Here is a 13277-nt window from a genome sequence, read left to right on the forward strand (position 1 = left end):
GATAAAAATATGATAATTAGTTCATAACTTTAACAAAAGGAGAATAACATACTATGTTTAAAACAATCGATACAAATCAAAAAGATGTGAAATTAACGGTGTTTAGTTCGGACGAAAAAAGCTTTATGGTCACAGCAACATTAGTTGAGAAAGCAGGACATGCATTTTTAATAAACTCAAAATTTACTCAATCTGATTCGAAAGAAATTGTTGAGTATCTGAAAAAAAATGACTTATCTTTAGATAAAATCTTTATTACTCATGGGGATCCTGATTACTACTTTGGATTAGAAAATATTAAAGCTGCTTACCCAGAAGCTATAGCGTATGCTACGGAGTCTACTGTTGAACATATCGTTCATTCTGTCTTAGGGAAATTAAAAGTTTGGAAAGACGTCCTTGGAGAAAATGCACCAAGTAACGTGGTATTACCTCAAGTGTTTAAAGAAAACACAATTGATTTTCAGGGGTTAACATTTGAACTAGTAGGCTTAGATCATTACAGAACTAGCTTATTTAATAAAGAGCTGAAAGTATTAATTGGTGGTATTGATGTATTTAACGAAATACATGTATTCTTAGCGGATACTAGCTCAAAAGCGGCGATGGAGGCGTGGATTGAGAACTTGAAAGTGTTACAAGCATTACATGCTGACATAATTGTACCAAGCCATGGATCAATCGAAAAATCTCTAAATAATCAAGCACTTACTGCGACAATGGATTATCTAAGAACTGCGGTTCAAGCTTCTGAGGAAAGTGGAACTTCAAAAGATTTTGTGGCAAAACTTGAAGCAGCATATCCAGACTATGCAAATAAAGGTGTATTAGAATTAAGTGCAAAAGTTGTAACAAAAGAAATGCCTTGGGGTTAATGATATGAATAAATATCAAAAACTATTACATGAAACGTATGTGTTAACTGGCGAAGGGAAATTGGATGCGTTCAAAACGTATTTAAGTGAAAATGTATCTTGGACAGAAGCTGCTGGGTTTCCATATGCAGGTACTTATATAGGTCCAGATGAAGTAGTGAAAAACGTACATGAACGTCTTGGCACGGAATGGGATGACTATAGCGCTAAAGATGAAATTTATACTTTTAATAACAATACTGTTATTGTGTATGGAAAATATAGTGGAACATATAAAGCTACAGGTAAGTCATTTGTAGCAGATTTTTGTCATCTTTATAAGTTTGATGAGAACGATAAGGTTAAGAAGTTTATTCAAATTGTAGACAGTGCAACTGTTAATGAGGTATTAAGTTAGAGTTAATCGTTTCTAATATGCCTTGTATAGGGGGAGGTTAGGATAAATGAAATTCCTAACATTACCCCTGACATTACATTTGGGGGAAGGTTTCTCCTTCTTCAAACTTTTTATAGAAGAAAACTTATTTAAGTAGAAGAGGTAGGTATATATGAAATTAGAGAAAAGTTTAATCATAACAATTATTTCTGTATTTATTTTAGGAGTAGTTTCGACTTTGGTATATCAAGCTTCCACCGGTAATAACAAAGGGAACTCAATAAAGAGCGAGAATGTTGCTTCTGTATCAAAAGAAGTGAAAGAAAATGAAAAGAATAAAAAGATGGTAGTTGATTTCTATAATGAAGTTTTTAACAAACATAATATCGATATTATCCCTAAATATGTTAGTGAAGATTATAAGCAACATAATCCTTTTGTTGCTGATGGACGAAAAGCCTTCATGGATTTCTTTAAGGAGGATTTTGTTAAAAATCCTAATTCCTCTGCAGAGATTAAACGTGTGGTAGCTGAAGGGGATACAGTTGCTCTTCATGTACATTCTCGTACTAATTCTCAAGATAAGGGAGTTGCTATAGTGGATATATTTCGTATCAAGGATGGAAAGATTGTCGAACACTGGGATGTAATTCAAGAGATTCCAAGTGAAGCAGCTAATGATAATACGATGTTTTAGATAGAAGATATATTTAATAATTGTCTAATTGATAGTGCGATATAGAATTTAGAAATCTAGATAAGTAAAGGAGATGTCCTAGTACCATGCCTGGGATATCTCCTTTTTGTTTTAACGAGATTTAATTTATTGTTACTTGTATTTTTTTATGTACTACTATTCGATTACACATCATTTCAGGCGGTTTTCTTTTATCTCGCATTAACGGGCAGTAAGATCCCCACCTCTTTTAATTCTTCAATTAATAAAAAGTTTGCTTTCAAATTAGAAAGGGTTAGTCCCTCAGACCCAAAAACAAAGGGGAACTCAATTATTCAAATTCATATAAAGTTTCAATCTTGTCTAAGCATCCATTAGGATATACAATGGATCATCCATTTTTCTTTACATAATCTCCAGATGCAGTCCATATCAACTATAGATTCTTGTCTTATGCTAAATGTAATCAAAAAGCAAGTAGATAAAGATAATGACTAAAACATTAACTCTAGATACTTTTTTGATGAATATTACAAATAAACAGGAGGTAATGAAAAATGATTAAAACATTATTAGCAGGAGCAATTTTAAGTACAGGATTGGTAGCGGGAGGTGCAGATGATGCGAAAATGGACAATTTAAAGTCAAATGAAGATAGTTCAAATCAAGTAATTACACAGAGTGTAGATGGAACAACGTCTTTCTCACAAAACTTTGATTTACCTAAAGATGCAGTGCCAGCAACTCCTAAAGGAAACGCAAAAACTGTTGAAAGAACAGAGGGTACAGGTTCTCAAGAAGGAAAAATGGTACCAACAAAAGAAGGTACAGATTCTCAACCAGGATTTGAAATGGGATCCCCTGAGAAACCAGAATATGCAAAAACAGTTGAAAGAACAGAAGGTACAGATTCTCAAGAAGGAAAAATGGTACCAGCAAAAGAAGGAAATTAAATAATATATAGTTATAACGAGGAGCATCCAAAAAGTGGTGCTCTTTTTATATTATAGGAATTAACTAGTTCTACTGAATATAGAACTGTAGGAAGAATTGAGACTAGAACATGGGGGCCTATCTCTTCAAATCATGGTGTTTAGGGCAATAGTTTTGGTGGTAACGTTATAATACAAACATTTTATTAGAGATTTTCTAAATTTACATACACTCTAGATAGACTACATATCAACTTCAGATACTTGTTTTATGATACAAGTAATCAAACAAAAGGAGGGCGATACAAAATGATTAAAACAGTATTAACAGGGCACTCTTTTATGTACAGGAGATTATTAGCAGGTGGAGCAAATGTTGAAGATATACAGACAGATAAGCATATTCCATATGAACAAGATGAATTGCAGCAAACTCTAGAAAAGTACGATTCGAAGAAGTTTGAGTTATAAAAAGAAAATAGATAAATGAACAAGAGAAAAGTATTTTCATTTGGATATAGGACTTGAATCAAACTTTTATACTAAAATATATACGGCAAAAAGGAGGGAGTACATTGCAGAAAATTATTTATGGAATATTAATTTTAATATATACTTTGTATTCATTTTTTGTAAGTGATGGAAGTGAAGTAAGGTTTATTATGCTGTTAACTATAGTGCTTATCTTTTCTGTGGTTTTAGAAAAAGGAAATGCAAACCAAACGAATGATTAAGGGGCGTTTGGTTTGCATTTTTTATTGGCTATTACAGTCCAGATGTTTTAGGGGGAGCACCAAATTTCATTTTTGGGGACACTATTAAATTTTTAGTTGATGAAAATACGGTGCAACTCCTACTAGAGAAAACACCGCCTAAAATAGAAAACTTTTAACCTATTATCCTCTATTCCGTAGCTTTTAAGGTATTTAACACGACTTTGGTTGCATCTGCAATAAGTTTATCGTCATATTTAGCATCTTCTTTATCGTGATTAGAAAGTATAGCAAGAACAATTGGCTTTTTATTTGGTGGCCAAATAATTGCGATATCATTTCTTGTTCCGTAAGATCCCGCGCCTGTTTTATCAGCTACTTCCCATCCTTTTGGTACGCCCGCACGAATCAATTTATCTCCAGTTGTATTTCTCTTCATCCAATCTACTAATAGTTCACGTTTTTCTGTTGGAAGTGCAGTCCCTAATGTAAATGATTGAAGTGTCTTAGCTATTGCTTCTGGTGTACTGGTATCATGTGTTTCTCCTGGATGCACTTCATTTAATTCAGGTTCAAATCGTTCTGAAGTAGTAACAGTATCTCCCATTTCTCTCAAGATTTTTTCAAATTCAGAGGGACCTCCTAACTGTTTAAGAATCAAATTATGTGCTGTGCTGTCACTATATCGAACTGAAGCATCTGCAAGTTCTTTTAACGTCATTCCTGTATCAACATGCTTTTCAGTAATTGGATTATAATTAGAAAGATCTTCATGAGTATACGTAATTCTTTGATCAAGAGCTTCTAATGAGTTCTTGCGTAAAAGAGCGCCCACAGCTAATGATTTAGATGTAGATGCAAACGCAAAACGATCATCTGAATGATAAGCAATCGTTTGATTCGTACCTGTGTCCAGTGCATAAATACCAAGCTTAGCATCATATTCTTTTTCAAGTTTAGCAAAAGATTGACTTCCTGTATTTTCTTGTTTAATTTGATTAGCTTGATTCGTTTGTTTGGGTGGTTCAGATTGAGCATTACTATTGGAACAGCCTATAAGTGATACGCATGAAAGTAATACTACAGGTACAATCTTTTTGTAATGTAAAATGTTATAGAACTTGTTTAAAACGAACATAAATTTTCAACCTCTTTCAAGAATATATGGATTTTGTCTAGGTATTCTAAATACCAATGCAATTAAAGATGGCATTGGGTAACAATACTACTGCAGCTAAAATTTCACAGGTTAAATGACATCCAAAACGTTTATCCCGCTATTTGCCGGGCAGTAAGACCCCCGCTGATTAAAGTTTCACTTTATATGATTGATAAGTCACAGTTTGCGTTATTTCTTTTTTGTTTCCACTTGTAATGGTTCACCTGTGAAAGTATTACAATACATGTTTTTTACTTTTGGGAATAATAAGTCCTTTCATTTTTTTGTAATACATAAAAATAGATGTCAAACGGGATATGTTGTATCCAATCTGGACAACTCATATTAGAAATACACTTATTAGACACTCTAAGTAATAAATTTGTTCCACTTTAAGATGAGGAAGAATTTGGGGTTTGTAAATTAACAATGGAACTACGTGTTTTTTCGTCATACAAAAACCTCTACATATAAGTAGAGGTTTTTAAATTGCATATTAACGAATTATGCTTTTTCAGATAAACGGAGATAATAGAATACATAATTTTAACTAGATTTATTGTTAACTAATTTATCCCCACCAAGCTCCGCCTCAATCTGCGAAGTTTTCGATGACTCATCCATACGCCAATACGTAATAAAGCTTATCGCGATACAGCCAGCTACGTAGAAGTAGAATAGTGATTCCATTCCGATACTCTTTAGCCATAAAGCGATGAACTCAGCTGTTCCGCCGAATATCGCGACGGTTAGTGCATATGGTAAACCTACGCCGAGTGCACGGATTTCAGTTGGGAAGAGTTCTGCTTTTACAATTGCGTTAATTGATGTGTAACCAGTAACGATAATGAGACCGACCATCATGAGTAAAAATGCTACGATTGGTTCTGTCGTTTTTTCCATGAAGAAGAAGATCGGCGCTGTTAGTAATGTTCCGAGAATACCGAATGCCATTAATAGTGGGCGGCGTCCAATTTTATCGGATAGTAGCCCTGCAATCGGTTGAAGTACGACGAAAATAAGTAGTGCGACAAAGTTAATCCAGCTTACAACTTCTTTCGGAAGACCGACTGTGTTTACCATGAACTTTTGTAAATATGTTGTGTACGTATAAAATGCAACAGTGCCTCCTAATGTTAGGCCGACTACTGTTAATACTGCTTTCGGGTGTTTCATAAGCGCGCGAACGGTTCCTGCGCTTTCGCGTTTTTGTGATTTTATGTTTGAGAATTGCTCTGATTCATCCATCGTGCGGCGAAGCCATAATACAGCTACTGCGCCCATCGCTCCAATAATGAATGGAATACGCCATCCCCAAGCTTTCATATCTGGTTCGCTTAGTAATTGCTGAAGAACAATTTGAACGCCTAACGCAACCATCTGTCCGGCAACGAGCGTTACATATTGGAAACTTGAATAAAAGCCACGGCGCCCACTACTAGCCATTTCAGATAAATACGTTGCGGAAGTTCCGTACTCTCCGCCGAGTGATAATCCTTGTAGTAAACGGGCAAGAACTAAAATAATTGGTGCCATAATACCGATACTTTCGTAACTCGGTGTACAGGCAATAATTAAAGAACCACCGGCCATAACTGTAATGGAAAGTGTTAATGCTGCCCGGCGTCCGTGCCGATCCGCATAGCGTCCCATTAATAAACTTCCGATAGGGCGCATTAAAAAACCAACTGCGAAAATAGCCGCTGTGTTCAGTAACTGACTCGTTGGATCACCTTTAGGAAAGAACTCTGCTGAAAAATAAACGGCGAAAGCAGAGTAAACGTACCAGTCGTACCATTCAATTAAATTGCCGACAGAACCTTTGAAAATATTGCCCGCGACTCGTTTTGAGTTTGCTTGAGCCATAATAATTCCTCCTCTTGCTTAGAAATAAAAGTTAAATATGAAAGCGTTTTTATTGTAGTTGAATTGTACTGTCTATAGAATAAAATCTCAATATTATGACAATTTTATTCTTTTTGTACTTTATGTACATGGAGAGTTTTAATAGTTGCTTCATTATTGGTTTTGTCATAATAATAGAAAAAGGAGATTGATAGTTTTGAATATTTTATCAAAGGATATGAAGCATGAAAAAATCACGCAAAGTGTCATTACAAACGAAAATAGTAAGCTTAATTATCGCGTTAATTTTATTTGTCGTTCTCCTATTAGCGGGAATATTTGTTTACATTCAGTCCGTTGATACGAAGCGCCAAGTAGAACAGTTAGCGCTGCAAACAGCTAAATCTCTTTCTTTTATGCCAGCTATAAAAGAGGCTTTTCAAAATAACGAGCATAAAAGTAACATTCAATCTATTGCGGAACAAGTTCGTGAGCAAGCTGGTGCAGATACTGTCATTATAGAAGATCGCTATGGGGTTATGTATTCCCATTCTCATTCGGAGTTAATTGGCACAAAGAGTAACAATCCATATAACTATGAAGCACTTACCTTTGGTGGCTATTATACGCTTGAAGGAAATGGTGTAAGTGGTCCTGCTTTAATGGCGAAGGCGCCCATTATTGTTCATAACGGAGACTACGATCAAGTTGTAGGTGTTGTGACAGTAGAGTTTTTAATAAAAGGCATTGAATCTAACATATTGAGCAGAACGAAAGAAATTATACTCTTTTCTTTAGCTGTATTATTAGCTGGAATTGTTGGAGGTATTCTTTTAGCACGTAGCATTCGTAAAGACACACTCGGTTTAGAGCCGAATGAAATTGCAGCGCTATACCGGGAACGAAGTGCAATACTACTATCTATAAAAGAAGGAATTATCGCTATTGATCAAAACGGTTTGATTACGATGATGAACACGTCTGCAGAAGAGATGCTACATGTAAATGATGATTATATGCAGCAACACATTTCAAAAGTTTTACCGGAATTTAATATGGAGAGAGCGTTAGAAAGCGATCAAGAAATCGCGTTTCAAGATAAAGTGTTTATTTTAAACAGGACACCGATACTTGAAAATAACAGTACGGTAGGAGTTGTATGTAGTTTTAGAGATAAAACAGAACTGCAAAACCTTGTGAACACAATATCTGAGGTAAGAAAGTATTCAGAGGACTTACGCGCTCAAACACATGAATTTACAAATAAACTTTTCGTTTTATCAGGATTACTTCAGTTAGGACATTACAAAGAAGCGATTGAATTTATCCAGCAAGAATCTAATATTCATCAAAGCCAAAATCATATTTTATTCCATCAAATTCATGATGCAAAAGTACAAGCTATTTTATTGGGAAAAATCGGAACAGCATCTGAGAAGAAAATTGATTTTCATATTGAAGGAGATAGTGCGCTTCATCCGTTACCAGACCATATAAAGGTGTCGCACCTCATTACGATCCTTGGAAACATAATCGATAATGCGTTTGATGTGGTGAGTGGGCAAGAGGAGAAGAGAGTTTCCTTCTTCGTTACGGATATAGGACACGATATTGTATTTGAAGTGATAGATAGTGGGATAGGAATACCGGTAGAAAAAATTACGACCATTTTTCAAAAAGGGTTTTCAACGAAAGGGAATGATCGTGGTTACGGATTAGCGAATGTGAAAGAAATGGTAGATCTACTAGAGGGAACAATTGAAATTCAAAACGAAAAAAATGGGGGAGCGATTTTTACAATTTACCTTCCGAAAACATTGAGAGAAAGTACATGACAAACAGGGGGATGGGCATATGTTGAAGGTTGCAATTGCAGAAGATGATTTCCGCGTCGCGCAAATTCAGGAAGAGTTTTTATCAAAAATAAAAGACGTAAAAGTGATTGGAAAAGCATTGAACGCGAAAGAAACGATGGAATTACTACAAAAGGAAGAAATCGATTTGCTTCTATTAGATAATTATTTACCAGACGGAATCGGCACAGACTTATTACCGAAAATCCATGCTGACTTTCCAAACGTTGACGTCATTATGGTTACAGCGGCAAATGAAAACCATATGCTAGAAAAAGCAATTCGAAACGGCGTAAGCAACTACCTTATAAAACCGGTCACGTTAGAAAAATTCGTTCGCACAATTGAAGACTATAAAAGAAAGAAGCAATTATTACATAGTAACAATGAAGTGAATCAAGCGATTATCGATAACTTCTTCGGCATTTCGCAAACACAAGACATAAAAAATTTACCGACAGGTGTGGATCCGTTAACACTGCAAAAAGTGAAAGGGATTATAAAAGGATTTGAAGAGGGAATTACAATAGAAGAAATGGGAGAGCAAATGGGTGCCTCCAGAACAACCGCAAGAAGATACTTAGAATTCTTAGTAGCGACAAACGAATGCACAGTAGAGTACACATACGGCATTATCGGACGACCAGAACGAAAGTACCGAATAGGACGAGGACTATGAAAAAGCGATTATTACTATGTATATGGATCATGACAGGAGTAATAGCTGGTTGTTCTTCGGAAAAATCCCATACGAATAAAGTAAACATAGACAAAGTAGAAATTGTTGCGCCAAACGTTCAAGGAGCAGGATGGGACTTAACAGCGCGAGCGATGCAAAAAACGCTAACAGAAGAAAAAATCTTCACAAAACCAATCACTGTCACAAACAAAGTAGGTGGCAGTGGTGACGTCGGATGGAAATATACGAAACAAAAAGGCGGTCACGTACTGGCGATTAACTCAAGCTTACTCATAACGAACAACCTACTAGGCCACAGTAAACTAACATATAAAGACTTCACGCCGCTCGCAACACTCGCATCGGACTGGGAAGTCGTCGTCGTATCAAAAGACTCAAACATAGAAAACGCAAAACAACTAATGGAACAACTAAAACAAAACAAGAAAAACTTCAAAATCGGCGTTGCCCCAGGCCTAGGAAACGACGATCACTTATCCTTCGTACAAGTAAGCAAAGCATTCGGCATAAACCCTGCCGAACTACAATTCTTCGTCTACGAAAACAAAGAAAAAATCATAAACGCCCTAACGAACAAACAAATCAGCGCCGCAACCATGACTCTATCCGAAGCCGAAAAACAATACAAAGCCGGCAAAATAAAAATACTAGCCGTATCCGCACCAAAACGTCTAGACCGCCTACCAGAAATCCCAACATGGAAAGAACAAGGAATCAACGTTACATTCCAGCACTGGAAAGGAATTATGGGCCCGAAAGATATGACGGAGGAAGAGGTTGCTTATTGGGATGATGTGATTAAGAAGATGGTGGAGAGTGATAGTTGGAAGGGGATTTTGAGGGAGCGGGTTTGGAATTCTTATTATAAGGATAGTGGGGAGAGTATGATATTTCTTGAGCAGAGTAGTCAGGAGTATGGGGAGTTAGTGGGGGATAATAGGAATTAGTAAATCATACGGTATGGCGTATGATTTTTCTTTTATACATATATATAATTTGATAAAATGGTAGTAATTGTAATTGTTTTATAGGAGTTAAGTTAGGAATATTTTTGAACCTAATATTATAAAATATGAAACTGAACAATATCAAATTATTGTTTTATAAAATTAGATATATATTCAAGAGTGAATAGAGTTTTATATTTTTATACTAGCATGAGGATATAAAACTAATTCAAATATTAATATACGGGGTGGTTAAATGAATTGGATAGAAAATGCTAAGAAAAACATTTTCCCTTTGAGTAACGAAAAGTATAATTTAAAAAAGGCTTTGGGGGAATGGGCATATGAGGGGAACATGTTTGATGTAGAAATTGCAGATGAAATATGTCATTTATGCGATCATTCTAATATCAGATATCAATTTGAAATTATGAACAAACAAAATGGAAATCTGCTATTAATTGGGTCAGAATGTATTAAAAAGTTTAACATTGTAGTTGTTAATGATGAAGGGACTAAATTATCGTCTGAAGATGCAAAGAAGAAAGTGAATAAAGATAGAAATAAATTAGTCACAGAGGCGAAAGAAAAAAGCGTCTTAAATACTTTAGTAAAATTGGCTTCAGTAGATAATGAGTTTATGATCGAAAACTTTATTGAGTATTTTAAAGAAAGAAAAGCTTTCACTCCTAAGCAATTAAGTTTATTAATATGGAGGCTTAAGAAAGCTGATATTGATTTTAATAAATCTCATTTTAAGTTAACTATTAAGAAAAAGAGGGAGAAGGAAGATTTATTACAGTTAGCGGATTGGAGGCTAAAAGATATTTGGGACTGTTTATCTAGTAGTCAGAAAAAAATCGTTATGGAAAAGAATGGATTGTCTAGAGCTCCATTTTGATTAAATAATGAGTAATAAGGAGCTGCTTATCATTTATTAGCTGCTCCTTATCTTATCAATTTGTAATATAGCTTTCTTCCTCTTCGTTTACATTATGAATGGGAGGGCGTTTGAAAGTAAATTTAAATGTGTTTCCACTTTCTATAACTCTTCTCATTTCATCGTACATTGAAGAGGTAGATTGAATTCCTGTTAAAGTAGCCCATCCACGTGTTCTTGTCAGTGCAACAAATAGTTGATTGCGAAGCTGGATATTGTCTTCTTTAGATGCAATAAGGTCAAAACCAATTACGTATATAACATGTGCTTCGTTGCCTTTAGCACGGTGGATTTGTGAAATCGTAATAGCGTCATCTTCCCAGAATTTATCACGGTTTTCTTTTGGCCATTTTGGGAAGAGATAATTTTTTTCTAAGGCACCTGGAATATAGATGTTTATACCAGCTTTCATTAAATGTTCAGAGACGACTTTTTGTAGTATTTTTCCTTCTCCTAGGGTAATAATAAGAATGTCTCTTGAAAGATTTAATTTATCTACCTCAATATTTTCTTTTATAGATTTTGTAAGTGCGTTAAGTTCTGCTTCCCTGGATTCGTAAGTTTGAAATTGTAAGACATCACCTTTCCATTGATAAGGAATAAGGTTTGGAGAGTTTTTCTCTGGACGATGTAGCACAATTTCTTCACCGGATCTAAAGCTACCTTGCTGTACTTCATAACCGATTCCTTCCCAATCTTTTCTGGTTGTTAAACCACGCAGCATTCCTTCATCTCGTAATAGTCCCATTCCAATTGCATGCGCTGCAGTAAGAATTGGGCCTGGTGTACGATAACAACGTTGCATAATTTCACTTTTTTTAATTCCTCCAGAATAAAAACCACTCACCATTTTACTAAAGTTTTGGTCATTACCAAAAAGTTCCTTAGAAGTAGGAACCTTTAGGCTATCTAGACTTTGACTTTCATCATAAGCCCATATTAAACGACGATCATAGGGGTTACTTTCGTTTATCAGATTAAGTGATTGAAAGGCGAGCCAATAAAAAGGTTGTTTTCCATTATATTTAGCATGGTCACCTACTACTAAATCTTGTGCTTCATCAATTAAAACGGCATCAAAGACAGGGTAGATATGTGCATTTTTTAATAGGTCTGTGCAAGCATAGGCAAACTTTTCACTTGGAGAGCCTGAAGGTAAATCTGATGGTTTTTTAGGTTTTATTCCATGACGTCTACATAGAAAACGATAAAAACCTTCACGATCTTTTGCTCCCCAAGCATGCAAAACTTTGATTTTTCGTTTTACTATTTCATCGTAACAAGTTTCTCCATTACTAAAATGGCGTAGCCACTTGTCTACTTGTGCAATGAATGAGTCATAAAGGCTTCTTGTAAAGAAAACGAGCGCGATATCCCAATCCGGGTGTTTTAAATGCATATGTGCTGCCTTTTGAGCAAGTAAAACAGTTTTTCCGGATCCGGCAATACCACGGATGCGCTGTGCCCCTGGTGGAATAGTTTTTCCTGCTCTTTCTTGCTTTAAATCAAATTCGTAAAGGCTTTTATTTAATGCTGCAATCACAGCAGAACGACTATGCTCATTTCCAATGATTTTTCTTTCTTGTTTCATATGTAAAGGTGTACCGCTTAATATAGATAAAAGCAGTTCCCAATGTTTATCGATTAGTTCTTGTCCCGATTGCGTAACATAAGTAGATTCGATTTTATTTAATAAACTAGCTTTTCCTAGTTGATCTTTAAAAATAATTGGAGGACAAGATGGTAAACGGTCGAATCCTTTACTTCTCCACTCGGCTTCTGTTATATAGGGTAATGCAACTAATACTCTACCTGTAATTTTATTTCTAATTTCTGGGAATGCATTGCAATTATTTAAAAGTGCGTATAATTGATCTTCTGCTTGTTCGTAGGGATTTCCGTATTTTGTGTAAAAATTTTCGAATTCCCAACGGTGTCCATTTAATTTTTTGACTTGATTAATGTGAATTGATTTTACTTCTATAACCACTAAACCGAGATTTCGATCTGCAATGAGAATATCAGGTTCTTTTCTACCATGCCCGGATTTTGAAAATATAGGGTATTTCCAGTAACCTAAGCATTCTCGGGAGCTAAAAGCCTGTCGTACTGCTTCCCAAACTTTTAGCTCCCCCGTTTCTCCACTTTTTCCAAACTGCTCGGTCACGATAAAGTTTTGTTCATCAATGATTGCCATACCTCTTCCTTCAATCCCTTCATTTATCTATACAGATATAAAATTTGTTGGAAATATTTATATT

General features: G+C 35.3%; 13 protein-coding genes. 10 read left to right on the forward strand and 3 right to left on the reverse strand.

The window, feature by feature from the left end:
• Positions 1–53 precede the first annotated feature (53 nt).
• The 6 genes from AC1Q8M_RS00935 (at position 54) to AC1Q8M_RS00960 (ending at position 3593) form a co-directional block, all read left to right on the forward strand.
• A complete protein-coding gene (locus AC1Q8M_RS00935; RefSeq protein WP_061660959.1) occupies positions 54–875 on the forward strand; it encodes an MBL fold metallo-hydrolase in 822 nt (273 codons plus the stop codon).
• A 4-nt stretch (positions 876–879) separates the two neighbouring features.
• Positions 880–1272 carry a nuclear transport factor 2 family protein gene (locus AC1Q8M_RS00940; RefSeq protein WP_001046367.1) on the forward strand — a complete coding sequence of 131 codons (393 nt, stop codon included), beginning with the start codon at positions 880–882 and terminating at the stop codon, positions 1270–1272.
• Between the two features lie 151 nt (positions 1273–1423).
• Positions 1424–1948, forward strand: coding sequence for a nuclear transport factor 2 family protein (locus tag AC1Q8M_RS00945; RefSeq protein ID WP_000764214.1), 525 nt, complete (start codon positions 1424–1426; stop codon positions 1946–1948).
• 536 nt (positions 1949–2484) lie between these two features.
• Positions 2485–2880: a hypothetical protein gene (locus AC1Q8M_RS00950; protein WP_000598091.1), complete on the forward strand. Its 396-nt coding sequence runs from the start codon at positions 2485–2487 to the stop codon at positions 2878–2880.
• 288 nt (positions 2881–3168) lie between these two features.
• Positions 3169–3330 (forward strand): hypothetical protein, encoded by a 162-nt coding sequence (locus AC1Q8M_RS00955; RefSeq protein WP_016513667.1) that lies wholly within the window; start codon positions 3169–3171, stop codon positions 3328–3330.
• Between the two features lie 104 nt (positions 3331–3434).
• A complete protein-coding gene (locus AC1Q8M_RS00960) occupies positions 3435–3593 on the forward strand; it encodes a hypothetical protein (protein ID WP_170954604.1) in 159 nt (52 codons plus the stop codon).
• 169 nt (positions 3594–3762) lie between these two features.
• On the opposite strand, the gene blaIII is transcribed toward AC1Q8M_RS00960, so the two are convergent.
• Both blaIII and AC1Q8M_RS00970 read right to left on the reverse strand, forming a co-directional pair.
• Positions 3763–4710: a class A beta-lactamase BlaIII gene (gene blaIII / locus AC1Q8M_RS00965; RefSeq protein ID WP_097846240.1), complete on the reverse strand. Its 948-nt coding sequence runs from the start codon at positions 4708–4710 to the stop codon at positions 3763–3765.
• A gap of 567 nt (positions 4711–5277) precedes the next feature.
• Positions 5278–6597 carry an MFS transporter gene (locus AC1Q8M_RS00970; RefSeq protein WP_098511612.1) on the reverse strand — a complete coding sequence of 440 codons (1320 nt, stop codon included), beginning with the start codon at positions 6595–6597 and terminating at the stop codon, positions 5278–5280.
• A 224-nt stretch (positions 6598–6821) separates the two neighbouring features.
• On the opposite strand from AC1Q8M_RS00970, the gene AC1Q8M_RS00975 reads away from it, so the two are divergent.
• The 4 genes from AC1Q8M_RS00975 (at position 6822) to AC1Q8M_RS00990 (ending at position 10977) form a co-directional block, all read left to right on the forward strand.
• Positions 6822–8411: an ATP-binding protein gene (locus tag AC1Q8M_RS00975; RefSeq protein WP_098365627.1), complete on the forward strand. Its 1590-nt coding sequence runs from the start codon at positions 6822–6824 to the stop codon at positions 8409–8411.
• 19 nt (positions 8412–8430) lie between these two features.
• Positions 8431–9108 (forward strand): response regulator, encoded by a 678-nt coding sequence (locus AC1Q8M_RS00980; protein ID WP_098365628.1) that lies wholly within the window; start codon positions 8431–8433, stop codon positions 9106–9108.
• Positions 9105–10076 (forward strand): tripartite tricarboxylate transporter substrate binding protein, encoded by a 972-nt coding sequence (locus AC1Q8M_RS00985; RefSeq protein ID WP_098365629.1) that lies wholly within the window; start codon positions 9105–9107, stop codon positions 10074–10076. The genes AC1Q8M_RS00980 and AC1Q8M_RS00985 overlap by 4 nt, the downstream gene beginning before the upstream one ends.
• A gap of 256 nt (positions 10077–10332) precedes the next feature.
• On the forward strand, positions 10333–10977 hold the full coding sequence (locus AC1Q8M_RS00990) for a hypothetical protein (RefSeq protein ID WP_098400409.1): 645 nt from the start codon (positions 10333–10335) through the stop codon (positions 10975–10977).
• A gap of 55 nt (positions 10978–11032) precedes the next feature.
• Here the strand turns inward: AC1Q8M_RS00990 and AC1Q8M_RS00995 are convergent, their stop codons facing one another.
• Positions 11033–13213, reverse strand: coding sequence for a DEAD/DEAH box helicase (locus AC1Q8M_RS00995; protein WP_087875003.1), 2181 nt, complete (start codon positions 13211–13213; stop codon positions 11033–11035).
• Between the last annotated feature and the right edge of the window lie 64 nt (positions 13214–13277).

It is taken from the genome of Bacillus sp. GW823-FHT06A10 (genome assembly GCF_058795375.1).